This window comes from Verrucosispora sp. NA02020 (assembly GCF_013364215.1).
Classification (GTDB): Bacteria; Actinomycetota; Actinomycetes; order Mycobacteriales; family Micromonosporaceae; genus Micromonospora.
Genome location: NZ_CP054923.1, coordinates 2,506,296 through 2,529,622, shown reverse-complemented (window position 1 = coordinate 2,529,622; position 23,327 = coordinate 2,506,296). Strand labels below are relative to the sequence as shown.

Genomic DNA, 23,327 nt, shown 5'->3' with positions numbered 1-23,327 from the left:
CACGGCGGCGGTTCACCCCGCGGTGCCGGACTCCCCCGCCAGCACCGCGTCCCCGCCGAGCAGCGCGTGCTCCGGCAGCGGCAGGCGGATGTCGTGGGCCGCCTCCCAGTCGTGGATCAGGCTGGGCCGGGCCTGCGCGGCGAAGTAGTCGACCGCGCTCATCCCCCCCACCACGGGCTCGTCGACCTCGGCCACCAGCCGGCCGGGCACCAGCCGGAACCCGCCGCGCAGCGCGGCGCTGAGGCGACGGTGCCCGTCCACCACGAAGAAGTACTCGCCGGTGTAGCCGATCTCCAACGGCTCCAGGGCGGTCTCACCGGCGGCGACGACCTCGTCGACGACGCTGGAGTCCCAGAGCCCGCGCAGTTCCGTCACGTCCTCGGTCGGGTAGACCCGGGCCGGGTCGAGCAGCAGCAGCGGCGGCGCGGCGCGCAGCACCTCCGGGGCGAGCCGGCCCTCGTACGCGTCGACGATCCGCTCGATCACCTCGCCGGCGGGCGCCCGGGTGGTGTCGCAGACCAGGTCGTAGTTGCGCAGCCGGGCCTTGTCCACGCCGTACCGGACCACGAAGCGGTTGCGCTCGCTCTCGCTGCGTTCCCGCAGCTTGGCCTTTGCCTCCTCCATCGAGGTGTAGCTCTCCGCCGGGCCGGAGGGCCGCAGCAGCACCCGGCGGGCCGCCTCACCCGGCTCGGTGATCATGTGCACCTTGAGCGCGTCGGTGAAGAAGTGCCAGGCCAGCCGCGAGTCCATCACCAGGCTCTCGCCGGAGGCGGCGATGTCGCGCTGGAGCTGGTCGACGTAGCCGTCGACCGCCTGGTCGAGTTCGGCGTGCAGGTTGAGCTGGAGCGCGGTCATCTGACGCTCCTGGGCCATCTGCCGGTACAGGTCACCGACGCTGACCCGGCGCAGGCCGAGCCGCTCGGCGATCACCACCGACACGGTGCTCTTGCCGCTGCCGAGGTCACCGTTGAAGACGATCGACTGACGAACGGTCACGACTGGTCCACCCCTGATCACCGGCTGTACTGGATCGTCATCGATATCGCGCCGGACCGACCCGGTCCCGCCGTCACCACGCCGACCCGCGACAACTCCGGCTCCACGTGCCTGACGCCGCGTCACGACCTGGACTCGTCGTGCGCCCCGGCATGACGGGCGATGCTACCACCTTGACCACGGGACTCCCGCGCGCGCAACTCGGGAGCGGCGCGTCGACACCACACGCGAGGATCAGGTCACATCCGGCGACCGACAGTCACTCAGCGTCACCGTTCGGCGTCAGAACAGCGTGAGCGGGTCGACCTGGAGGCGTACCGGTTCGGCGGCCTTGCGGGCGGTGCGCGACCCCGCCGCCGCGTGCAACGCCTCGGCCATGGCCGCCGCCCGCGCCCGGGGCACCCGGACCAGCATCCGTTCCCGGTCGCCGTCGGCCGGCACCGGGCCGAGCAGTTCCGCCTCCTCCGGCAGCCGCGCCTGCGCCAGCAGGTCGGCCACCGCCACCGGCAGCCCGGTCACGCTGGCCATCCGCATCGCGGGCGGGAAGCCCAACTCCCGCCGCTCGGCCAACTCCCGGGCGGCGAACCAGCCCGGATCCCACCGCAGCAACGCCTGCACCGGCGCCAACGCGCCGTCGGCGACCACCACCACCCGGCCGCCCGCCGCCGCCGGCCGGGCCAGCGCGGCAGCCGCCGCCCACCGGCGCAGCGCCTCCTCCCCCGCCCGCAGGTCGGCCCGGGTGAGCATGGCCCAGGTGTCCAGCAGCAGCACCGCGCCGTACCCACCTTCGGCGACCGGTTCGGCACCCGGCGTGGCGATCACCAGTCCGGCGCCGCCGGGCACGTCGGCCAACACCTCCTCCCGCCCGGAGGTCCGGACCGCCACCCCGGGGAAGGCCCGGCCCAACTCCTCGGCGGTACGCCGGGCACCGGTGACCGAGGCACGCAGCCGCCGTCCCCCGCAGTGCGGGCAGGCGTACGCGGCGGCGACCCGGCCGCACCAGCGGCAGGCCGGCGGCCGACCGGCGGAGGACAACGCCAGCGGCCCGGCACAGTGCGGGCAGCGGGCCGGGGTCCGGCAGTCCTGGCAGGCCACCGAGGGCATGTAACCCCGACGGGGTACCTGCACCAGCACCGGCAGATCCGCCCGCAACGCCTCCCGGGCCGCCGTCCAGGCCAGGCTCGGCAGCCGCGCGGTCGCCGCGCCCGGATCGCGGGCCAGCTGCGGGTCGTCGCCGGTCGGAGCGACCGCCGGGGTACGCGCCCGCAGCACCGCCCGGTCCGCGACCACCTCGCGGGCCCAGCCGGTCTCCACCAGCAGTTGCGCCTCGGCGGTACGCGCGTAACCGCCCACCAGCGCCGCCGCGTCGTCGAGCTGGGCCCGGGTGAGCAGCACCTCGCGGGCGTGCGGGTACGGGGCCCGCAGCTCGGCGTGCAGGTCGTCACCGTCGTCCCAGACGGCCACCAGACCGAGCCGGGCCACCGGAGCGAACATGGCCGCCCGGGTGCCGATCACCACCGGGGCGGTGGAGCGGCGGGCGGCCAGGAAGGCCCGGTAGCGACGGGCCGGTCCCGACGCGGCGGAGAGGCAGACGTGCCGCCCGGCGCCCAGCGTGGCGGTGAGCGCGGCGTCGAGCCGGTCCAGGTCCCGGCCGTCGGCGACCACCACGAGCGCACCCCGGCCGGAGGCCACGGTGGCGGCGACGGCGGTGGCGTAGCGGGCCGCCCAGTCCTCCCCCGGCAACGCCGACCACACGGCCCGGGGCGACCGCCCCTCGGTCAGGGCGCGCAGCAGCGCCGGTCCGGCCGGGTAGTCCCGCCACCCACCCGGATCGGGTGTCTCCGGGGTGGGGGTGGCTTCGGTGACCGACGGCGCCTGGTCGGGGGGCGGGGTGAGGATCTCCTTCTCGACGCGGGCGTGCCGGGGCGGCACGGCGAGGCGCAGCACGTCGGCGAGGCTGCCGGCGTACCGGTCGGCGACGGCCCGGGCCAGCCGTGCCACCTCGGGTGCCAGCACCGGCACCGGCGAGACCACCTTGGTCAGGTACACCGGCTTCGGGTGGTCGGAGCGGTCGGCCCGTTCCAGCACCCAACCGTCGACGAGTTGACCGGCGAAGCGGACCTTCACCCGCGCGCCGGGGACCGCGTCGTCGGCGAGGTCCGACGGGACCAGGTAGTCGAAGAGCCGATCCAGGTGCGGCAGCGGTACGTCGACACAGACACGAGCGACCGGCGACCCGTCAGCGGGTCGCCGGTCGTCACTCCTCGTGCCGGTCAGGCTCCTGCGGCCGACTTGAGGTCGGCGGCCCGGTCCGTGTTCTCCCACGTCAGATCCGGCAACTCCCGACCGAAATGCCCATACGCCGCCGTCTGCCCATAGATCGGACGCAACAGGTGCAGATCCCGAATGATCGCCGCCGGACGCAGATCGAACACCTCAGACACCGCCCGCTCGATCGACGCCACCGACACCGTCTCCGTACCGAACGTCTCCACGAACAAACTCACCGGATGCGCCTTACCGATCGCATACGCCACCTGCACCTCACACCGCTCCGCCAACCCCGCCGCCACCACGTTCTTCGCCACCCACCGCATCGCATACGCCGCCGACCGATCCACCTTCGACGGATCCTTACCCGAAAACGCCCCACCACCATGCCGCGCATACCCACCATAGGTATCCACAATGATCTTCCGACCCGTCAACCCCGCATCACCCATCGGACCACCGATCTCAAACCGGCCCGTCGGATTCACCAACAACCGATACCCCTCAACATCCAACCCCAGGCCCTCCAACTCCGGCCCGATCACATGCTCCCGCACATCCGGAGCCAACAACGACTCCAACGAGATGTCCGCCGCATGCTGCGACGACACCACCACCGTGTTCAACCGCACCGGACGCAGACCCTCATACTCGATCGTCACCTGCGTCTTACCATCCGGACGCAGATACGGCACCGTCCCGTCCTTCCGCACCGCCGACAACCGACGCGCCAACCGATGCGCCAACGCGATCGGCAACGGCATCAACTCCGGCGTCTCCGAACACGCAAAACCAAACATCATCCCCTGATCACCGGCACCCTGCGCATCCAACGCCGACTCCGACGAACCCGTCCGCAACTCAAAGGCGTTATCCACACCCTGCGCAATATCCGGCGACTGCGCCCCAATCGACACACTCACCCCACACGACGCCCCATCGAAACCCTTCTTCGACGAGTCATACCCGATACCCAGAATCGTCTCCCGCACGATCGACGGAATATCGGCATACGCCTTCGTCGTCACCTCACCCGCCACATGCACCTGACCAGTCGTGATCAGAGTCTCCACCGCCACACGGCTATGCGGATCCTGAGTGAGCAGGGCATCGAGAATACCGTCACTGATCTGATCAGCGATCTTGTCCGGGTGGCCTTCCGTGACCGATTCGGACGTAAAGAGGCGGCGTGACACGCTTGTGTCAGGCTCCTGCGGCCGACTTGAGGTCGGCGGCCCGGTCCGTGTTCTCCCACGTCAGATCCGGCAACTCCCGACCGAAATGCCCATACGCCGCCGTCTGCCCATAGATCGGACGCAACAGGTGCAGATCCCGAATGATCGCCGCCGGACGCAGATCGAACACCTCAGACACCGCCCGCTCGATCGACGCCACCGACACCGTCTCCGTACCGAACGTCTCCACGAACAAACTCACCGGATGCGCCTTACCGATCGCATACGCCACCTGCACCTCACACCGCTCCGCCAACCCCGCCGCCACCACGTTCTTCGCCACCCACCGCATCGCATACGCCGCCGACCGATCCACCTTCGACGGATCCTTACCCGAAAACGCCCCACCACCATGCCGCGCATACCCACCATAGGTATCCACAATGATCTTCCGACCCGTCAACCCCGCATCACCCATCGGACCACCGATCTCAAACCGGCCCGTCGGATTCACCAACAACCGATACCCCTCAACATCCAACCCCAGGCCCTCCAACTCCGGCCCGATCACATGCTCCCGCACATCCGGAGCCAACAACGACTCCAACGAGATGTCCGCCGCATGCTGCGACGACACCACCACCGTGTTCAACCGCACCGGACGCAGACCCTCATACTCGATCGTCACCTGCGTCTTACCATCCGGACGCAGATACGGCACCGTCCCGTCCTTCCGCACCGCCGACAACCGACGCGCCAACCGATGCGCCAACGCGATCGGCAACGGCATCAACTCCGGCGTCTCCGAACACGCAAAACCAAACATCATCCCCTGATCACCGGCACCCTGCGCATCCAACGCCGACTCCGACGAACCCGTCCGCAACTCAAAGGCGTTATCCACACCCTGCGCAATATCCGGCGACTGCGCCCCAATCGACACACTCACCCCACACGACGCCCCATCGAAACCCTTCTTCGACGAGTCATACCCGATACCCAGAATCGTCTCCCGCACGATCGACGGAATATCGGCATACGCCTTCGTCGTCACCTCACCCGCCACATGCACCTGACCAGTCGTGATCAGAGTCTCCACCGCCACACGGCTATGCGGATCCTGAGTGAGCAGGGCATCGAGAATACCGTCACTGATCTGATCAGCGATCTTGTCCGGGTGGCCTTCCGTGACCGATTCGGACGTAAAGAGGCGGCGTGTCACGGCACTCCTAAGTTGTGGACGTCGTTCCGCGGCAGTCTAGTCACTCACCGCCGAGCGCCGGTCGATGGTCAACAGGTGGATCGTGGTCAGGCGGCGCCGTCGGCGAGCCGGGAGACCACCAGGTCCCACACCTCGTCGGCGAGGTCCTCCTTGGACTGTTCGGGCATCTGGGTGACCGAACCGTCCGCACCGATGACGGTGGCCGCGTTGGTCTCGGCACCGAAGACCTTGTCCGGCCCGACCTCGTTGATCACGATGAGGTCGGCCCGCTTACGGGCGAGCTTGGCCCGTCCGTTGGCCTCGGCGTCGCCGGTCTCCGCAGCGAACACCACCAGCAGCTGCTCCGGTCGGCGGCTCCGGCCCAACTCGGCGGCGATGTCCGGGTTGGTCACGAGCGCGATGCTGGGCGCGGTGCCGTCGTCCGACTTCTTGATTTTGCCAGGCGCGTACGTCGCGGGACGGAAATCGGCCGGAGCCGCCGCCATCACCACCGCGTCGGCGTCGACGGCGGCCGCGAGCGTGGCGTCACGCAACTCGCCGGTGGTGCCGACGCGGACGATGTCCGCTCCGGCCGGGTCGGGTAGCTCGACGTTCGCCGAGATCAGCGTGACCCGGGCACCTCGGGCGACCGCCGCCCGGGCGAACGCGTAGCCCTGCTTGCCGGAGGACCGGTTACCGAGGAAGCGCACCGGGTCCAGCGGTTCACGGGTGCCGCCGGCGGTGACGAGGACATGCCGGCCGGCCAGGTCGGCGGGGGCGTCGACGCCCCGGCGGAGCGCGCGGCGGGCGACCGCGAAGATCTCGGCCGGATCGGGCAACCGGCCCTTGCCGGTGTCGGCACCGGTGAGCCGACCCACCGCCGGTTCGATGACGCGTACGCCCCGGGCCCGCAACGTCGCCACGTTGGCGACGGTCGCCGGGTGCTCCCACATCTCGGTGTGCATGGCCGGCGCCAGCACCACCGGGCAGCGGGCGGTGAGCAGGGTGTTGGTGAGCAGGTCGTCGGCGAGGCCGTGCGCGGCCTTGGCCAGCAGGTCGGCGGTGGCGGGTGCGACCACCACCAGGTCGGCCTGCTGACCGAGGCGGACGTGCGGCACCTCGTGCACGTCGGACCAGACGTCCTCGGAGACCGGTTGACCGGAGAGCGCCGCCCAGGTCGGCGCGCCGACGAACCGCAACGCGGCGGCGGTCGGCACGACCCGGACCTGGTGGCCCGACTCGGTGAACCGGCGTAGCACCTCGCACGCCTTGTAGGCGGCGATGCCGCCACCGACACCGAGGATGATCCGGGCGCTCATCGACGCGCGGAGCCTACGGCTGGTCGGTCGGCTCGGCGGTGAGTAGGCCGGCGTTGATCTCGCGCATCGCGATCGAGAGCGGCTTCTCCTGCGGGGTCGTCTCGACCAGCGGGCCGACGTACTCCAGCAGGCCCTCGCCGAGCTGGCTGTAGTAGGCGTTGACCTGACGCGCGCGCTTGGCCGCGAAGATGACCAGCGCGTACTTCGACGTCGTCTTCTCCAGGAGCTCGTCGATCGGCGGGTTGGTGATGCCTTCGGGGTTGGCGATGGATCCCACGGATTAACCTCTGCGTCTTTCGCACGGACCGCGTGGCACGCGGGGCCGGCGCTCAACCGCGCGGACGCGGCCGGGCCGAAGCCAGGAATGAAGAACCGATCAACCCTACCAGCTCGTCCACCACGCGCTCGGTGCGGTCGTGCGACACGCTGCGGTCGAAGGACGTCAGGACGGCCGTACCCGGACGGCGGCCGGGCGGATGGAGTAGGACGAGTCGCGCGTCGGGTACCACCGCGCGGACCAGCAGCGCCCCGTCGAGGTCGAGCGGCAGCAGGACCGGCGCTCCGGCGGCGAGCCGGTCACGCACCGGCGCCAGCTCCGTGCCACGCCGGTACGCCCCGTAGCGGCTCCATTCCAGCAGTTCGCCGCGGGCCACCCGGCGGTCGAACTCCCGCGGGGCGAGGAAGTGCCGGTGGACGCCCTCCATCTCGCCCTCCCGGCGGGGCCGGGTGGTGACCGCGAGCGGCGTCCACACAGACGGAGAACGCGCCCGGACCAGCTCGACGACACTCTCCCTACCGGCGCCGGATGGGCCGGCCAGGACAGTGAGCCGAGCCGCCGGGCGCGTCTCGTCATCCAAGCTCACTGCTTGTTTCTACACGCAGCCGTGCTCAGTTGGCGGCGAACTCCCCAAGCAGGGCCTTGCGCTGCTGTTCGCCGAGGCCACGCAGGCGACGGCTGTCGGCGATCTTGAGCTTCTCCATGATCTGGGTGGCTCGGATCTTGCCGATTCCGGGCATCGCCTGCAGCACGGCCGACACCTTCAGCTTGCCGACGACATCGTCGGACTCGGCGCGCGCAAGAACGGCTCCGAGGGTGGTCTTGCCCTGCTTGAGCTGCTCCTTCAGCTCGGCACGGGCTTTGCGGATCTCCGCAGCCTTCTCCAGCGCGGCTGCGCGCTGCTCAGGGGTCAGTGACGGGAGCGGCACCAGTTCTCCTCAGGTCCCTATCGCGACGGGCGGGACGCACCGCCGCATCTGTGAAACGTGGTGTCGCTGTGAACCAAGGGGTTCCCAGCGCGGGGAAAACTAGCGGTCAACGGAGCTTTCGGCAACGTGGGCACGCGATGATCACCGCAAAGTGACCGAGCCGTCAGTCAGTCATGACATCGCCAGGGCCGCCCGGCAGTCCGCCACGGCGCGCTCCGCCGCGGCCCGCAGCGCCTCCGGCCGTGGGCCCGCTCCCAACACCTCCCGGGAGTACGAGGGCAGCACGGAGGTAAGGGCCGAACCGAAGACGACCCGTAGATCGTCGGCCGTGGCGCCCTGTGCGCCGAGCCCGGGTGCGAGCAGCGGACCGTTCACCGCGGAGAGGTCGCAGCCGGTTTCGCCGACCGTCGCACCGACCACCAGGCCGATGCTCCCCAGCGGGGCGGCACCCGCGTTGAGCTGGGAAATCTCGTCGATCACGGTCTGCGCGACGGTGCGCCCGTCGGCACCGCGCGCACGCTGGACCGAGGCGCCCTCGGGGTTGGAGGTGAGCGCCAGGACGAAGACTCCGCCGCCGTGCTCGACGGCCAGCTCGAACATCGGAGCGAGCGAGCCGACCCCCAGGAAGGGGCTCGCGGTCACCGCGTCGACATACATGGGACTGGATGGGTCCAGGTACGCCGAGGCGTACGCGCGGACGGTCGAACCGATGTCGCCGCGCTTGACGTCCAGCAGAACGAGCGATCCGGAATCTCGTAACTGTCGGATAGTTGACTCAAGTACCGCCACCCCTTGAGACCCGAACCGCTCGAAGAAGGCCGACTGGGGCTTGACCACCGCAACCCGGTCACCGAGGGCGTCCACGACGGTCCGGGCGAAGCGTCGCAACCCGTCGACGTCGTCGTCGAGCCCCCACTTCGCCAGCAGTTCCGGATGGGGATCGATGCCTACGCAGAGCGGACCCCGCTCGTCGACCGCCCGGTGCAGCCGCGTGCCGAAACTCTCCATCAGCCAGCTTTTCCTCTCGTCCTCAACCTGTCGCGCTCGTCTACTCAACCTGTGTCCCTGATCCGCGACGATCTACTCAGCCCGCCCTGATAGCTGCCGCGACACCGGTCGCCACCCGTGCCAGATCGGCGTCCGAGGTGACGTACGGCGGCATCGTGTAGACCAGATCCCGGAACGGCCGCAGCCACACGCCCTCGGCCACCGCGGCGGCGGTGGCGGCGGCGACGTCCACCTCGTGGTCCAGCTGCACGACGCCGATCCCGCCGAGCACCCGCACGTCCGTCACGCCCGGTGCGCCGCGCAGCGGCTCCAGCCCGTCATGCAGGCCGCGCTGGAGCCGCGCCACCTCACCGGCCCAGTCACCGGCCCGCAGCAGTCCCAGCGAGGCGTTGGCGACCGCGCAGGCGAGCGGGTTGCCCATGAACGTCGGGCCGTGCGCCAGGACCCCGCCGGTCCGGATGCCCCGCGCCACCTCCGCCGTGCAGAGCGCGGCGGCCAGCGTCAGGTAGCCGCCGGTGAGCGCCTTGCCGACGCACATCACGTCCGGGCTGACCCCGGCGTGCTCGGCGGCGAACATCGTCCCGGTCCGACCGAAGCCGGTGGCGATCTCGTCGAAGATCAGCAGTACCCCGTGCGCCCGGGTCACCTCCCGCAGCACCCGCAGGTAGTGCGGATGGTGGAAACGCATCCCACCGGCCCCCTGGACGACCGGCTCGACGATCACCGCCGCCAGTTCGTGGGCGTGCCGCTCCACCGCCTCCACCAGCGCCGCCTCGTACGCCGGGTCGGGATCGGACGCGAAGCCACCGGGCGGCACCGGCGCGAACACCTGCCGGGGCAGCACGTCGCCCCAGAGGTGGTGCATGCCGCCCTCGGGATCACAGACGCTCATCGGGTGGAACGTGTCGCCGTGGTACCCGCCCCGCCAGGTGCCCAGCCGGCGGCGCTCCGGCCGACCGACGGCCCGCTGGTACTGCAGGCACATCTTCACCGCGACCTCGACGCTGACCGACCCGGAGTCGGCCAGGAACACGTGCGCCAACCCCTCCGGCGCCAACTCGACCAGGGTCCGGGCCAACCGCACGGCCGGTTCGTGGGTCAGCCCGCCGAACATCACGTGGCTCATCCGGCCGAGCTGGTCGGTCACCGCCGCGTCCAGCACCGGATGCCGGTAACCGTGGATCGCCGACCACCAGGACGACATGCCGTCGACGAGCGTGCGGCCGTCGGCCAGCCGCAGCCGTACGCCCTCGGCCTCCGTCACCAGGTACGGCGGCACCGCCGGCGGCAGCGCCGCGTACGGGTGCCAGACGTGCGCCGCGTCGGCGGTGAGGATCTCCTCCGGCGTCATCCGCCCTCCCTCTCCACGCTGCCCATGCCCACTCCCGCCTCCGGTAGCGGGGACTCGCCGTCCGCGCGACCGCCCCGCACTCCCCTGTGGCCCCTTTGCTCTGCTTCAACCCACGCACTGGTTCTCGGCTGAAACCGATGCGTGGGTTGAAGCAGAGCAAAGGCCGCGCGGAGGCACTCCTCCGGCCGACCGGCCGGACCCCACCGATGCGCCCGTCGAAGCAGAGCAAAGGCCACGCGGGAGCACCCCACCGGCCGACCGGCCGTACCCCGCCAGCGCGCGGACGGACTCCGGGGCACGGAGGCACGACGGTGTCCGGGGAGAGGCGGGCCTTCGGGGAGAGGCGATTGCCCCGGGTGAGGCGAGCATGCCGAGGTCGGCATGGTGGGGGCGGCGGCGCCTGGTGTTCGTGGCCGTCCGCTCCGGCGGGAGCGGGGGTGGCGCCGCCGCCTCATCCGGCTCACGACCCGGTCGTGGCCGGAGCCGGGGCAGCCGCCGCCGCGCGGGCGACCGCGCGGGGCAGAGCCGGCCCCCGGTAGATGAAGCCGGTGTAGAGCTGGACCAGACTGGCGCCCGCGTCGAACATCCGGGCGGCGTCGTCGGGGTCCACGATGCCGCCCACGCCGATGATCGGCAGCCGGCCACCGGTCTCGGTGTGCACGAAGGACACCACCTGCCGGGCCCGGTCGGCCAGCGGGCGGCCGGAGAGCCCCCCGGTCTCGGCGGACCGGGCCTCGTCGGCCGGGGCGAGCCCGGTGCGGCCGAGGGTGGTGTTCGTGGCGATCACCCCGGCCGCGCCCCGGGCCAGGCAGACCTCCAGCAGCTCGGCGATGGCCGCGTCGGTCAGGTCCGGCGCGATCTTCACCAGCACCGGCTTCTCCCCCACCAGCGCGGCCAGCAGCGCATCCAGGTGGGCGCGGTCCTGCAACGCGCGCAACCCCGGCGTGTTCGGCGAGGAGACGTTGACCGCGAAGTAGTCGCCGTGCCCGCGCAACGCGTGGTACGACGCCCGGTAGTCCTCCACCGCCTCGTCCAGCGGCGTCACCTTCGACTTGCCCAGCGAGATCCCCAGCGGTACGCCGAGCGGACGGGGCAACGCCGCGAGCCGGGCGGCCAGCGCCTCGGCCCCGGCGTTGTTGAACCCCATCCGGTTGATCACGGCCTCGCTGTCCGGCAGCCGGAACAGCCGCGGCCGAGGGTTGCCCGGCTGCGGGTACGCGGTGACCGTGCCGACCTCGACGAAGCCGAAGCCGAGCGCCGGCCACGCCGGCAGCGCGGCACCGTCCTTGTCCATCCCGGCCGCCAGGCCGACCGGGTTGGGGAACCGCACCCCGAAGACCGTACGGGGGGCGGGCACGGCGTACCGGGCCCGCAGTGCCGCCAGCGCGACCGGCCGCCCGGAGAGGGCGGCCAACCGGCGCAGCGTCCACTCGTGCGCCGCCTCGGCGTCACCACCACCGATGCGGAACAGCCCGCGCCGCAGCGTCCGCTCGAAGATCACCGGCTGGCCCGCAGAGTGGCGTGCAGGTCCTGCAACGGGCGTACCTGCATGTCGCCCCGGATCAGGGCCTCGATGCCCATCACCGCAGCGGCGGCACCGGGCACCGTGGTGACGCACGGGATGTCCGCGGTCACCGCCGCGCTGCGGATCTCGTACCCGTCGGAGCGGGCACTCGCGCCGGAACCCTGCGGAGTGTTGATCACCAGCGCCACCCGACCGGAGCGGATCAGCGAGACGGCGTCGTCGTCGGCACCGGCCTCGTAGTGCTTGGCCGCCAGCTCGCAGGCGATGCCGTGGCGGCGCAGCACCTCGGCGGTGCCGCTGGTCGCCACGATCTCGAAGCCCAGGTCGGCCAGGCGCTTCACCGGGAAGATCATGCCGCGCTTGTCGCGGTTCGCCACCGACACGAAGATCTTGCCCTGGGTGGGCAGCGAGCCGTACGCGGCCGACTGGGACTTGGCGAAGGCGTGCCCGAAGGCGGTGTCGATGCCCATCACCTCGCCGGTCGACTTCATCTCCGGACCGAGCAGCGAGTCCACCCCCTTGCCGGCCGGCGTGCGGAACCGCTTGAACGGCAGCACCGCCTCCTTCACCGCGATCGGGGCGTCCGGCGGCAGCGAGCCACCATCCCCGGTCGCCGGAAGCATGCCCTCGGCGCGCAGCTCCGCGACGGTGGCGCCGAGCGCGATCCGGGCCGCCGCCTTGGCCAGCGGCACCGCCGTGGCCTTGGAGACGAACGGCACCGTCCGCGAGGCACGCGGGTTGGCCTCCAGCACGTACAGCGCGTCGTCCTTGAGCGCGTACTGCACGTTGAGCAGGCCGCGTACGCCGATGCCCCGGGCGATCGCCTCGGTGTACCCGCGCACCTGGGCCACGTGGGAACTGGCCAGGGTGATCGGCGGCAGCGCGCACGAGGAGTCGCCGGAGTGGATGCCGGCCTCCTCGATGTGCTCCATGATCCCGCCGAGGTACACCTCACCGTCGGCGTCGCAGAGCGCGTCCACGTCGATCTCGATGGCGTCGTCCAGGAACCGGTCCACCAGCACCGGATGGTCCGGCGAGATGTCGGTGGCCCGCCCGATGTAGTCGCGCAGCGTCACGTCGTCGTAGACGATCTCCATGCCCCGCCCGCCGAGCACGTACGAGGGGCGGACCAGCACCGGGTAGCCGATCTCGTCGGCGATCCCCTTCGCCTCCTCGTACGAGGTGGCGGTGCCGTGTGCCGGCGCCCGCAGCCCGGCCCGGGCCAGCAACGCCCCGAACGCGCCACGTTCCTCGGCCAGGTGGATCGACTCCGGGGAGGTGCCCACCACCGGCACCCCGGCGTCCTTGAGCCGCTGCGCCAGCCCGAGCGGCGTCTGCCCGCCGAGCTGCACGATCACCCCGATCACGCCCGGCCCGCCGGCCTCCCGGCCGGAGGTGTCCTCGGCGTGCCAGACCTCCAGCACGTCCTCGAACGTGAGCGGCTCGAAGTAGAGCCGGTCGGCGGTGTCGTAGTCGGTGGAGACCGTCTCCGGGTTGCAGTTGATCATGACGGTCTCGAACCCGCCGGCGCCGGCCGGACCGGCCGGCGCCTCCCGCAACGCCTGGACCGCGTGCACGCAGGAGTAGTCGAACTCGATGCCCTGCCCGATGCGGTTCGGCCCGGAACCGAGGATCAGCACCTTCGGCCGCGCCGAGCCGACCACCTCGGTCTCGGAGTCGTACGAGGAGTAGTGGTAAGGAGTGCTCGCCTCGAACTCGGCGGCGCAGGTGTCCACCGTCTTGTAGACCGGCCGGACGTCCAGCCGGTGCCGCAGCGTGCGTACCCCGTCCTCGGCGGCCAGCTCCGGACGCAGCACGGCCAGCTGCCGGTCGGAGAGCCCGGCCCGCTTGGCCCGGCGCAGCAGTCCGGCGTCGAGCACCGGCGCGGCCACGATCTCGGCACGCAGCTCGACCAACCCGGCGATCTGGTCCAGGAACCACGGGTCGATCCCGCCGGAGGCGGCGCTGACCTCGGCGATCGAGGCGCCCAACCGCAGCGCCCGCTCCACCGTGTAGAGCCGGCCGTCGTGCGGTACGCCCAACGCCGCGAGGGTGTTCTCCTTCGTCGCGTCCGCCGGGTCGGGCAGGGTCCAGAAACCCGTCGCCTTGGTCTCCAGCGAACGCATCGCCTTGTTCAGCGCCTCGGTGAAGTTGCGCCCGAGGCTCATCGCCTCGCCGACGGACTTCATCGTGGTGGTCAGCTCCGGGTCCGCGCCGGGGAACTTCTCGAACGCGAACCGGGGGATCTTCACCACCACGTAGTCGAGCGACGGCTCGAAGGCCGCCGGCGTCTTGAGGGTGATGTCGTTGGGGATCTCGTCCAGGGTGTAGCCGATGGCCAGCTTCGCGGCGATCTTCGCGATCGGGAACCCGGTCGCCTTCGAGGCCAGCGCCGAGGAACGCGACACCCGGGGATTCATCTCGATGACCACGATCCGGCCGTCGGCCGGGTTGATGGCGAACTGGATGTTGCAGCCGCCGGTGTCCACGCCGACCTCACGCAGCACCGCGATGCCCAGGTCACGCAGGTCCTGGTACTCCCGGTCGGTCAACGTCATGGCCGGCGCCACGGTCACGCTGTCGCCGGTGTGCACGCCCATCGGGTCGACGTTCTCGATCGAGCAGACCACCACCACGTTGTCGTGGCGGTCCCGCATCAGTTCGAGCTCGTACTCCTTCCAGCCGAGCACGCTCTCCTCGATCAGCACCTCGTGCACCGGGCTGGCGTCCAGCCCGGCACCGGCGATGCGCTCCAGGTCGGCGTCGGTGTGCGCCATGCCCGAACCGAGGCCGCCCATGGTGAACGACGGCCGGATCACCACCGGCAGACCCAACTCACCGGCCGTCTCGCGGACCTCGTCCATCGAGTGGCAGACCCGCGACCGCGGCACCAGCCCGGCCGGGTCCTCGATCCCGATGCGTACGCCGGCCTTGGCCACGATGTCCTTGAACAGCTGCCGGTCCTCACCGCGACGGATCGCCTCGACGTCCGCGCCGATCAGCTCGACGCCGTACTTGTCGAGCACACCGGCCTCGTGCAGCGCCACGGCGGTGTTCAGCGCGGTCTGCCCGCCCAGCGTGGGCAGCACGGCGTCCGGCCGCTCCTTGGCGATGACCAGCTCCACGAACTCCGGAGTGATCGGCTCGACGTAGGTGGCGTCGGCGAACTCCGGGTCGGTCATGATGGTCGCCGGGTTCGAGTTGACCAGGCTGACCCGGATCCCCTCGCTGCGCAGCACCCGGCAGGCCTGGGTGCCGGAGTAGTCGAACTCGCAGGCCTGCCCGATGATGATCGGCCCGGAGCCGATCACCAGGATGTGCTTGAGATCGGTCCGCTTAGGCATTCGTACGCCCCTCGCTGTGGGTCCGGCCCTCGATCAACTCGGCGAACCGGTCGAAGAGATAGTCCGCGTCGTGCGGACCGGCTGCCGCTTCCGGGTGGTACTGGACGGTGAAGGCGGGCACGTCCCGGGCCCGCAGCCCCTCGACCACGTTGTCGTTGAGGCAGAGATGGCTCACCTGCACGCCGCCGAACTCGGTCTCGATCACCTGGTCCGGCACCACCGCACCCGGCGTCACGCCGGGCACCTCCACCGCGAAGCCGTGGTTGTGGCTGGTCACCTCCACCTTGCCGGTGACCCGGTCGATGACCGGCTGGTTGATGCCCCGGTGGCCGTAACCGAGCTTGTAGGTGCCGAAGCCGAGCGCCCGCCCCAGGATCTGGCTGCCGAAGCAGATGCCGAACAGCGGCATCCGCCGCCGCAGCACCTCCCGGGCCAACCCGACCGGCCCGTCGGCGGTGGCCGGGTCGCCCGGACCGGGCGAGAAGAAGACCGCGTCCGCCCCGGTCGCCAGCAGGTCCTCGATGGACGAGTGCGCCGGCATGACGTGCGTGGTCACCCCACGGGCGGCGAGCCGACGCGGCACGTTGCGCTTGATCCCCAGGTCGAGCGCGGCCACCGTGAACCGGTGCTCGCCCTCGGCCCGCACCACGTACGGCTCCGCCGTGGTCACCTCGGCGGAGAGGTCCGCGCCGAGCATCTGCGGCGACTCGCGTACCCGGGCCAGCAGCGCCCGCGGGTCGTCCTCGACGCTGGAGATACCGACCCGCATCGCGCCGCGCTCGCGCAGGTGCCGGGTCAACGCCCGGGTGTCCACCCCGCTGATGCCGACGATGCCCTCGGTGCCGAGCCGGTCCTCCAGGCCACCGGTGGCCCGCCAGTTCGAGCTGGCCCGGGCCGGGTCACGCACCACGTACCCGGCCACCCAGATGCGTCGTGACTCGTCGTCCTCGCCGTTGACCCCGGTGTTGCCGATGTGCGGGGCGGTCTGCACGACGACCTGACGGTGGTACGACGGGTCGGTCAGCGTCTCCTGGTAACCGGTCATGCCGGTGTTGAACACCGCCTCGCCGAAGGTCTCCCCGACGCTGCCGTACGACTCGCCGTGGAACGTGCGACCGTCCTCCAGGACGAGAATCGCGGGACGCCTACGACTCACTTGATTGCCTTTCCGTCCAGGACCGTCGCCTCGCCACGCAGGAAGGTCGCCACGATGCGACCCGGCAGCGTCATCCGGGCGTACGGGGTGTTGCGGCTACGACTGGCCATCTCGGCCGGCTCGATCACCCGGCGGACCTCCGGGTCGACCAGGGTCAGGTTGGCCGGTATGCCCGGCGCCGGGTCGTGCCCGTGCTCGGTCAGACCGGCGATCCGCGCCGGCGTGCGCGACATCCGCTCGGCGATCAGGTCCCACTCCGGGCCGAGCACGTCGAGCGCGATCGACAGCGCCGTCTCCAGCCCGAGCATCCCGGGCCGGGCGTACGCCCACTCGCACTCCTTGTCCTCCACCGCGTGCGGGGCGTGGTCGGTGGCCACGATGTCGATCACCCCGTCGACCAGGGCGGCCCGCAGGGCGGCGATGTCGGTGGCGGTCCGCAGCGGCGGGTTCACCTTGAAGACCGGGTCGTACGACCCGGCCGGGCTCCATCCGTCCGCGACCTCCGGGCTGGCCAGCTCGCTTCCCCCACCGACCAGAGTGTCGGTGAGCAGCAGGTGGTGCGGGGTCACCTCGGCGGTGACCCGTACCCCCCGGGCCTTCGCCTGGCGCAGCACCTCGACGCTGCCGGCGGTGGAGACGTGGCAGACGTGCAGTCGGCTGCCGACGTGCTCGGCCAGCAGCACGTCCCGGGCGATGATGGCCTCCTCGGCCACCGCCGGCCAGCCGGTCAGGCCCAGCCGGGTGGAGACCTCGCCCTCGTGCATCTGCGCGCCCTCGGTGAGCCGGGGCTCCTCGGCGTGCTGGGCGATGATGCCGTCGAACGCCTTGACATACTCCAGCGCGCGGCGCATCAGCCGGGGGTCGGCGACGCAGTGCCCGTCGTCGGAGAAGATCCGCACCCGGGCGGCGGAGTCGGCCATCGCGCCCAGCTCGGCGAGGCGCTCACCGGCCAGCCCGACGGTGACCGCGCCGATCGGCTGCACGTCGACCAGCCCGGCCTCCCGACCGAGCCGCCACACCTGCTCGACCACCCCGGCGGTGTCCGCCACCGGCGAGGTGTTCGCCATCGCGCAGACCGCCGTGTACCCGCCCAGCGCCGCCGACCGCGACCCCGTCTCGACCGTCTCGGCGTCCTCCCGGCCCGGCTCGCGCAGGTGTGTGTGCAGGTCGACCAGGCCCGGCAGGGCGACCAGCCCGGCGGCCTCGACCACGGTCGCGTCCGGCGCGGAGAGCCCCGCGCCGGCCTCGGCGACCACGCCGTCGCGGATCAGCAGGTCGGTCGGTGCGGCACCGAGCACGCTGACGTTCCTGATCAGGTACGAGTTCACCGGTTGTTCCCCCCGAGCAGCAGATAGAGGACGGCCATCCGCACGGAGACCCCGTTGGCGACCTGTTCGACGATGGTGGAGCGGGGCGAGTCGGCGACCTCCGGCGTGATCTCCATGCCCCGGTTCATCGGACCGGGGTGCATGACGATCGCGTGCTCCGGAAGCCGGCGCATCCGCGGGCCGTCCAGGCCGTAGCGGCGGGCGTACTCGCGGGCGGACGGGAAGTAGGAGTCGCCCATCCGCTCCCGCTGCACCCGCAGCATCATCACCACGTCCGACGACGGCAGCACCGCGTCCAGGTCGTAGCAGACGTCGGTGCCGGGAGCGAGGGCGGCGACGATGTCGCGCGGGATGAGCGTCGGCGGCCCGACCAGGGTCACCTTCGCGCCGAGCGTGGACAGCAGCAGCACGTTCGAGCGGGCCACCCGGGAGTGCAGCACGTCGCCCACCACCGCGACCGACAGGCCGGCCAGGCGGCCCAGCCGGGAGCGCATCGTGTACGCGTCGAGCAGCGCCTGCGTCGGGTGCTCGTGGGTGCCGTCACCGGCGTTGACCACCGAGCCGTCGACCCAGTCGGCGAGGCGGTGCGGGGCACCGGAGGCAGGATGGCGGACCACCACCGCGTCGGCGCCCATCGCCTGGAGGGTCAACGCGGTGTCCTTCAGGCTCTCGCCCTTGGCGACGCTGGAACCCTTCGCGGAAAAGTTGATCACGTCGGCGCTGAGCCGCTTCGCCGCCGCCTCGAAGGAGATCCGGGTACGGGTGGAGTCCTCGTAGAACAGGTTCACCACCGTCCGGCCGCGCAGCGCGGGCAGCTTCTTCACCTCACGCCCGGCCACCGCGGACATCTCCCCGGCGGTGTCCAGGATCTGGGTCGCGGTCTCGGCGTCCAGGTCGGCGCCGGAGAGCAGGTGCCTGATCACGAGAGGGCTACCTCCCCGTAGAGACGGACCTCGTCGGCACCGTCAGTCTCGGCGAGCGTGACCTTGACGCTCTCGGCGAGGGCCGTCGGGATGTTCTTGCCCACGTAGTCGGCGCGGATCGGCAACTGCCGGTGGCCCCGGTCGACCAACACGGCGAGTTGCACCGAGGAGGGCCGTCCGAGATCGCCGAGCGCGTCCAGCGCGGCGCGGACCGTGCGGCCGGAGAAGAGCACGTCGTCGACGAGGACCACCCGCATGCCGTCGATGCCGCCGGCCGGGAGCTGGGTCGGACCGACCGCCCGGGTGGCGTTGCGGCGCAGGTCGTCGCGGTAGAGCGTGATGTCCAGCACGCCGACCGGAACGGAGACGTCCTCGAAGGCGCTGATCCGCGCGGCGAGGCGCCGGGCGAGCGGGGCGCCACGGGTCGGGATGCCCAACAACACGGTGTCGCCGGCGCCCTGGGTCTTCTCGAGGATCTGGTGTGCGATCCGGTCGACGACGCGTTGCACGTCGGCGCTGGTCAGGATCACCTTCACCGAGGGTTGTCGCGGCGGCGACGAATGGGCAGCCGATGGGTAGGCCACGGCGGACCTCCTTCCCCGCCTCACGGGACGGGTCGTTAAAGGACGTCGGGTACTCCGGACCGGTCAAGATCGGCCGGCGGAGGGGCTTCGGCCACGTTACCAGTGGTCGTCGCCGCGACCACCCTCGGGAGCGAGTGGTCCCGGCCACGCACGGCGTGACCGTACGCGTATCGGTTCAGCGGGCAGAACGGGACAACTCACCCGGAGCCTCCAACCGGCGGCTCTCGACCACTTGACCGGGTGTACGAATCCCCGTACCGTCACGCTCCGTAGCGATCGCTGGGAGAACCCCGAGCAGCACTGGGAGTGTCCGAATGCCCTCTGAATACGCCAAGTCTCTGGGCGCCCGCCTGCGCTCCATCCGCCAGCAGCAGGGCCTGTCCCTGCAGGGCGTGGAGGAGAAGTCGAACGGGCGCTGGAAGGCGGTGGTGGTCGGCTCGTACGAGCGCGGCGACCGTGCCGTCACCGTGTCCCGTCTGGCCGAGTTGGCCGAGTTCTACCGCGTTCCCGTATCGGAGTTGCTGCCCGACGGCAGCGGAGTGCGGCACGAGCCCACCAGCAAGATCGTGCTGGACCTGGAGCGGCTCTACGACGAGGCCAGCGAGGAGCTCGCCTACGTCGCCCGGTACGCCCGCGCCATCCAGCAGCAGCGGGGCGACTACAACGGTCGGGTGCTGTCGATCCGCGCCGACGACCTGCGCGCCCTCGCCATCGTCTACGACGCCTCCCCGTCCGGCCTGATCGAGCGCCTGACCGAGCACGGTGTGCTCGTCGCCGACCCGCGGGCGTTCTTCGCCTCCTGACCCCTGACGACAAAGGGGCCCTGCCATCCGGCATGGGCCCCTTTGTCGTAGGTCCGGCTGTCGCGGGACCGGTTGTCGCGCCGGCCCTGGTGCGTCCGGCCTGTCGGCGGGAGCGTTCAGCGGGTCGCGTACTCGGCGATCCGGCCGAGCAGACCGTTGAGGAAGCGTGGCGAGTCGTCCGTCGACATCTGTCGGGCCAACTCCACCGCCTCACTGATCGCCACCGCGTCGTCGATCTCGTCGATGTAGAGCAGCTCGTAGACCGCGATCCGGGCCAGGTTCCGGTCGACCGTCGGCATCCGGTCCAGCGTCCAGCCCTCGGCGTAACTGGCGATCAGCTCGTCGATCCGGTCCAGGTTCCCGGCCACGCCCTCGACCAGGCCGACCGCGTACCCGAGGTGTTCGGGATGCGGCTTGTCGAGCCGCTCGATGTAACCGGCGAGCACCTCCACCGGTGGACGATCACGCAGGTCGGCCTCGAAGAGCACGTCCAGCGCCCGCTTGCGCGCCTTGCGGCGCGCCGGCATCTGCTGTTTGGGACCCTCGGCCATCAGGAGGCGCGGCCGAGGTAACGACCGTCGCGGGTGTCGACCTTGATCTTCTCGCCGGTGGTGATGAAGAGCGGCACGTTCACGGTCGCGCCGGTCTCCACGGTCGCCGGCTTGTTGCCGCCGGTCGAACGGTCACCCTGCAGGCCGGGCTCGGTGTAGGTGACCTCGAGCACGACCGAGGTCGACAGCTCGATGTACAGCGGGACGCCCTCGTGCGTGGCCACGATCGCCTCGGCCTCGGGCAGCAGATAGTTGGCGGCCTCGCCGACCGTCCCGCCGGGCACCGTGATCTGGTCGAACGTCTCCATGTCCATGAAGACGAAGTCCTCGCCGTCGGCGTAGAGGTACTGCATGGTGCGCTTGTCCACGGTCGCGGTCTCGACCTTGGTGCCCGCGTTGAAGGTCTTGTCGACGACCTTGCCGGAGAGCACGTTCTTCAGCGTGGTACGCACGAACGCACCACCCTTACCGGGCTTGACGTGCTGGAACTCGACGACGGCCCAGAGCTCCCCGTCGAGGTTGAGTACCAGGCCGTTCTTCAGGTCGTTGGTGGTGGCCATTTCCTGCCTTGATCATCAGCTGGCGGACAGACCTGACAAGTCTACTCGCCGCCGCCCGACCCGCTGCCCGCCGCCGTCCCGCTCACCCCGCGACCCCCGATCCGGCGGCCACCCGGTCCCGCCAGTCGGGGCGATCGGGCAGGGCCCGGAGGACCACCGCACCCATTCGATCGTCACGGCCGGTAGCGTCGCCGTTCCCCAGGATCACCCCCCCCACGCCGCCTTTGCTCTGCTTCAACCCACGCAACGGTCACCGTCCGCGTTGATCGAACCCGGACAGCGGAGACCACGCCCCACATCGCCCCTGTTCAGCAGCTATTGCGTGGGTTGAAGCAGAGCAAAGGCCAGCGGGACCACCACGACCGCCGCTCCGGGCAATCACTCAGCGCGACCGTCACTCCCGGCTACCGTCACGCCTCAGCGCCGGAGCGGGTATCAATCTCGGCCACGCGCCGGGTCAGCGCAGCGGGCCGGGTCAGCGCAGCGGGCCGGGTCAGCGCAGCGGGCCGGGTCAGCCGTCCTGGTCGAGGTGGGTGGCCAGGTGGTGCAGGGCCAGGCGGTAGCCGTCCACGCCGAGCCCGCAGATGACTCCCGTGGCCACCGCCGAGACCACCGAGTGGTGCCGGAACTCCTCCCGAGCGTGGATGTTGGAGATGTGCACCTCGACCAGCGGGGCGCGCAACAGGGCGCAGGCGTCCCGGACCGCGATCGAGTAGTGCGACCACGCGGCCGGGTTGAGCACCACGGCAGCGCCCTCGTCCGCCGCGTCGTGCAGCCAGCCGAGCAGTTCGTGCTCGGCGTCGGTCTGCCGGACGGTGACGCTCAGTCCGAGTTCGCGTCCGGTCGACTCGCAGAGCTCGACCAGGTCGGCGTAGCTGGTCACGCCGTAGACGTCGACCTGACGCGTGCCCAGCCGCCCCAGATTCGGCCCGTTGAGCACGTAGACCTTCATGGGGATACCGCCCGGTATGCCTCACGGAGCAGGTCGTCGTCGGGGCCTTCGAGGATGGCCGGGCGGGCCAGCCCGTCGAGCACCACGAACCGCAGCCGGCTGCCCCGGGTCTTCTTGTCGACCCGCATCGTGGCCAGCAGCCCGGGCCAGGCGTCGGCCGGGTACTCGGTGGGCAGGCCGAGTGCGGTCACCACGTCGCGGTGCCGGCGGGCGGTGGACTCGTCCAGCCGGCCGGCCAGCCGGGCCAGTTCGGCGGCGTACACCAGGCCGACCGCGACCGCGTGACCGTGCCGCCAGCGGTACCCCTCGGCCTTCTCGATCGCGTGGGCGAGGGTGTGCCCGTAGTTGAGCACCTCGCGTACGCCCGACTCGCGCAGGTCTCCGGCGACCACATCGGCCTTCACGCGGATCGCGCGTTCGATGAGTTCCCGGACGACCGGGCCGGTCGGGTCGGTGGCCGCCGCCGGTGCCTGCTCGACCAGGTCGAGGATGGCCGGATCGGCGATGAAGCCGCACTTGACCACCTCGGCCATTCCGGCGGCCAACTCGACCGGGGGCAGGCTGTCCAGCGTGGCCAGGTCGGCCAGCACCCCGACCGGCGGGTGGAAGGCACCCACCAGGTTCTTGCCGGCGGCGGTGTTGATGCCGGTCTTGCCGCCGACCGCCGCGTCGACCATGCCGAGCAGCGAGGTGGCCACCGGCACCCAGCGGACCCCGCGCAGCCAGCAGGCCGCCACGAAGCCGGCCAGGTCGGTGACGGCGCCGCCACCCAACCCGACGACCGCGTCGGTACGGGTGAAGCCGGCCTCACCGAGCCGGTCCCAGCAGTGTGCCGCCACGTCGACGTGCTTGCCGGCCTCGGCGTCCGGCACCTCGATGGCGAGCGGCGTCACACCGGACGCGGCCAGCCGGGTGCCGATCGCGTCGGCCGACTCCTTGAGCGCCGCGGTGTGCAGCACCGCCACCCGGGTCGCGTCGGGCAGCAGCCCCGGCAGCGTGTCGAGCAGGTCCCGCCCGACGAGGACGTCGTACGGCCGTTCGCCGCCGACCGGGATCCGGGTCACCTCGTCCATC

21 protein-coding genes are annotated in these 23,327 nt (G+C 71.2%); 1 reads left to right on the top strand and 20 read right to left on the bottom strand.

Annotated features, from left to right (window positions below):
• Positions 1-12 precede the first annotated feature (12 nt).
• From HUT12_RS11110 to pyrR, 16 genes are all read right to left on the bottom strand, one after another.
• Positions 13-996, bottom strand: coding sequence for an AAA family ATPase (locus tag HUT12_RS11110; protein WP_131055808.1), 984 nt, complete (start codon positions 994-996; stop codon positions 13-15).
• A gap of 282 nt (positions 997-1,278) precedes the next feature.
• Complete coding sequence (locus HUT12_RS11105) at positions 1,279-3,321, bottom strand: primosomal protein N' (RefSeq protein ID WP_254876774.1); 2,043 nt, start codon at positions 3,319-3,321, stop codon at positions 1,279-1,281.
• On the bottom strand, positions 3,270-4,463 hold the full coding sequence (metK, locus tag HUT12_RS11100) for a methionine adenosyltransferase (RefSeq protein WP_176093308.1): 1,194 nt from the start codon (positions 4,461-4,463) through the stop codon (positions 3,270-3,272). The genes HUT12_RS11105 and metK (HUT12_RS11100) overlap by 52 nt, the downstream gene beginning before the upstream one ends.
• Positions 4,464-4,470: 7 nt before the next feature.
• The gene (gene metK, locus HUT12_RS11095) at positions 4,471-5,664 is read right to left on the bottom strand and encodes a methionine adenosyltransferase (protein WP_176093307.1); all 1,194 of its coding nucleotides are present in this window, start codon (positions 5,662-5,664) and stop codon (positions 4,471-4,473) included.
• 86 nt (positions 5,665-5,750) lie between these two features.
• Positions 5,751-6,962 carry a bifunctional phosphopantothenoylcysteine decarboxylase/phosphopantothenate--cysteine ligase CoaBC gene (coaBC, locus tag HUT12_RS11090; protein ID WP_131055407.1) on the bottom strand — a complete coding sequence of 404 codons (1,212 nt, stop codon included), beginning with the start codon at positions 6,960-6,962 and terminating at the stop codon, positions 5,751-5,753.
• Positions 6,963-6,975: 13 nt separating this feature from the next.
• Positions 6,976-7,239 carry a DNA-directed RNA polymerase subunit omega gene (gene rpoZ, locus HUT12_RS11085; protein ID WP_007075826.1) on the bottom strand — a complete coding sequence of 88 codons (264 nt, stop codon included), beginning with the start codon at positions 7,237-7,239 and terminating at the stop codon, positions 6,976-6,978.
• Positions 7,240-7,291: 52 nt separating this feature from the next.
• Positions 7,292-7,825: a guanylate kinase gene (locus HUT12_RS11080; protein WP_176093306.1), complete on the bottom strand. Its 534-nt coding sequence runs from the start codon at positions 7,823-7,825 to the stop codon at positions 7,292-7,294.
• A gap of 25 nt (positions 7,826-7,850) precedes the next feature.
• Positions 7,851-8,168: an integration host factor, actinobacterial type gene (gene mihF, locus HUT12_RS11075; protein ID WP_117229171.1), complete on the bottom strand. Its 318-nt coding sequence runs from the start codon at positions 8,166-8,168 to the stop codon at positions 7,851-7,853.
• A gap of 171 nt (positions 8,169-8,339) precedes the next feature.
• Positions 8,340-9,176 (bottom strand): orotidine-5'-phosphate decarboxylase, encoded by an 837-nt coding sequence (gene pyrF, locus HUT12_RS11070; protein WP_131055411.1) that lies wholly within the window; start codon positions 9,174-9,176, stop codon positions 8,340-8,342.
• Between the two features lie 76 nt (positions 9,177-9,252).
• Positions 9,253-10,527, bottom strand: a complete 1,275-nt coding sequence (locus HUT12_RS11065) for an adenosylmethionine--8-amino-7-oxononanoate transaminase (RefSeq protein WP_131055413.1) — start codon at positions 10,525-10,527, stop codon at positions 9,253-9,255.
• Between the two features lie 460 nt (positions 10,528-10,987).
• On the bottom strand, positions 10,988-12,028 hold the full coding sequence (locus tag HUT12_RS11060) for a quinone-dependent dihydroorotate dehydrogenase (RefSeq protein WP_176093305.1): 1,041 nt from the start codon (positions 12,026-12,028) through the stop codon (positions 10,988-10,990).
• Positions 12,025-15,396, bottom strand: coding sequence for a carbamoyl-phosphate synthase large subunit (carB, locus tag HUT12_RS11055; RefSeq protein WP_131053395.1), 3,372 nt, complete (start codon positions 15,394-15,396; stop codon positions 12,025-12,027). Before carB ends, HUT12_RS11060 begins: the two co-directional genes overlap by 4 nt.
• Positions 15,389-16,552: a glutamine-hydrolyzing carbamoyl-phosphate synthase small subunit gene (gene carA / locus HUT12_RS11050; protein ID WP_131053396.1), complete on the bottom strand. Its 1,164-nt coding sequence runs from the start codon at positions 16,550-16,552 to the stop codon at positions 15,389-15,391. Before carA ends, carB begins: the two co-directional genes overlap by 8 nt.
• Entirely contained in the window at positions 16,549-17,880 is a 1,332-nt protein-coding gene (locus tag HUT12_RS11045) for a dihydroorotase (RefSeq protein ID WP_131053397.1), read from the bottom strand. The genes carA and HUT12_RS11045 overlap by 4 nt, the downstream gene beginning before the upstream one ends.
• Positions 17,877-18,803: an aspartate carbamoyltransferase catalytic subunit gene (locus HUT12_RS11040; RefSeq protein ID WP_131053398.1), complete on the bottom strand. Its 927-nt coding sequence runs from the start codon at positions 18,801-18,803 to the stop codon at positions 17,877-17,879. Before HUT12_RS11040 ends, HUT12_RS11045 begins: the two co-directional genes overlap by 4 nt.
• Positions 18,800-19,387 carry a bifunctional pyr operon transcriptional regulator/uracil phosphoribosyltransferase PyrR gene (gene pyrR, locus HUT12_RS11035; protein WP_131053399.1) on the bottom strand — a complete coding sequence of 196 codons (588 nt, stop codon included), beginning with the start codon at positions 19,385-19,387 and terminating at the stop codon, positions 18,800-18,802. Before pyrR ends, HUT12_RS11040 begins: the two co-directional genes overlap by 4 nt.
• A 314-nt stretch (positions 19,388-19,701) precedes the next feature.
• On the opposite strand from pyrR, the gene HUT12_RS11030 reads away from it, so the two are divergent.
• Entirely contained in the window at positions 19,702-20,190 is a 489-nt protein-coding gene (locus tag HUT12_RS11030; RefSeq protein WP_117229180.1) for a transcriptional regulator, read from the top strand.
• Between the two features lie 116 nt (positions 20,191-20,306).
• Here HUT12_RS11030 and nusB read toward each other — a convergent pair whose 3' ends face one another.
• The 4 genes from nusB to aroB form a co-directional block, all read right to left on the bottom strand.
• A complete protein-coding gene (gene nusB / locus HUT12_RS11025) occupies positions 20,307-20,717 on the bottom strand; it encodes a transcription antitermination factor NusB (RefSeq protein ID WP_176093304.1) in 411 nt (136 codons plus the stop codon).
• Positions 20,718-20,740: 23 nt separating this feature from the next.
• A complete protein-coding gene (gene efp, locus HUT12_RS11020) occupies positions 20,741-21,301 on the bottom strand; it encodes an elongation factor P (protein WP_131053401.1) in 561 nt (186 codons plus the stop codon).
• A gap of 511 nt (positions 21,302-21,812) precedes the next feature.
• Positions 21,813-22,253 (bottom strand): type II 3-dehydroquinate dehydratase, encoded by a 441-nt coding sequence (aroQ, locus tag HUT12_RS11015; RefSeq protein ID WP_131053402.1) that lies wholly within the window; start codon positions 22,251-22,253, stop codon positions 21,813-21,815.
• The gene (gene aroB, locus HUT12_RS11010) at positions 22,250-23,326 is read right to left on the bottom strand and encodes a 3-dehydroquinate synthase (protein ID WP_131053403.1); all 1,077 of its coding nucleotides are present in this window, start codon (positions 23,324-23,326) and stop codon (positions 22,250-22,252) included. The genes aroQ and aroB overlap by 4 nt, the downstream gene beginning before the upstream one ends.
• Position 23,327 lies beyond the last annotated feature (1 nt).

Coding starts and splice junctions, on each gene's coding strand:
- coaBC (WP_131055407.1), bottom strand. CDS start 6,962: ATGAGCGCCCGGATCATCCTCGGTGTCGGTGGCGGCATCGCCGCCTAC.
- pyrF (WP_131055411.1), bottom strand. CDS start 9,176: ATGGAGAGTTTCGGCACGCGGCTGCACCGGGCGGTCGACGAGCGGGGT.
- HUT12_RS11065 (WP_131055413.1), bottom strand. CDS start 10,527: ATGACGCCGGAGGAGATCCTCACCGCCGACGCGGCGCACGTCTGGCAC.
- carB (WP_131053395.1), bottom strand. CDS start 15,396: ATGCCTAAGCGGACCGATCTCAAGCACATCCTGGTGATCGGCTCCGGG.
- HUT12_RS11030 (WP_117229180.1), top strand. CDS start 19,702: ATGCCCTCTGAATACGCCAAGTCTCTGGGCGCCCGCCTGCGCTCCATC.
- nusB (WP_176093304.1), bottom strand. CDS start 20,717: ATGCCGGCGCGCCGCAAGGCGCGCAAGCGGGCGCTGGACGTGCTCTTC.
- efp (WP_131053401.1), bottom strand. CDS start 21,301: ATGGCCACCACCAACGACCTGAAGAACGGCCTGGTACTCAACCTCGAC.
- aroQ (WP_131053402.1), bottom strand. CDS start 22,253: ATGAAGGTCTACGTGCTCAACGGGCCGAATCTGGGGCGGCTGGGCACG.
- aroB (WP_131053403.1), bottom strand. CDS start 23,326: ATGGACGAGGTGACCCGGATCCCGGTCGGCGGCGAACGGCCGTACGAC.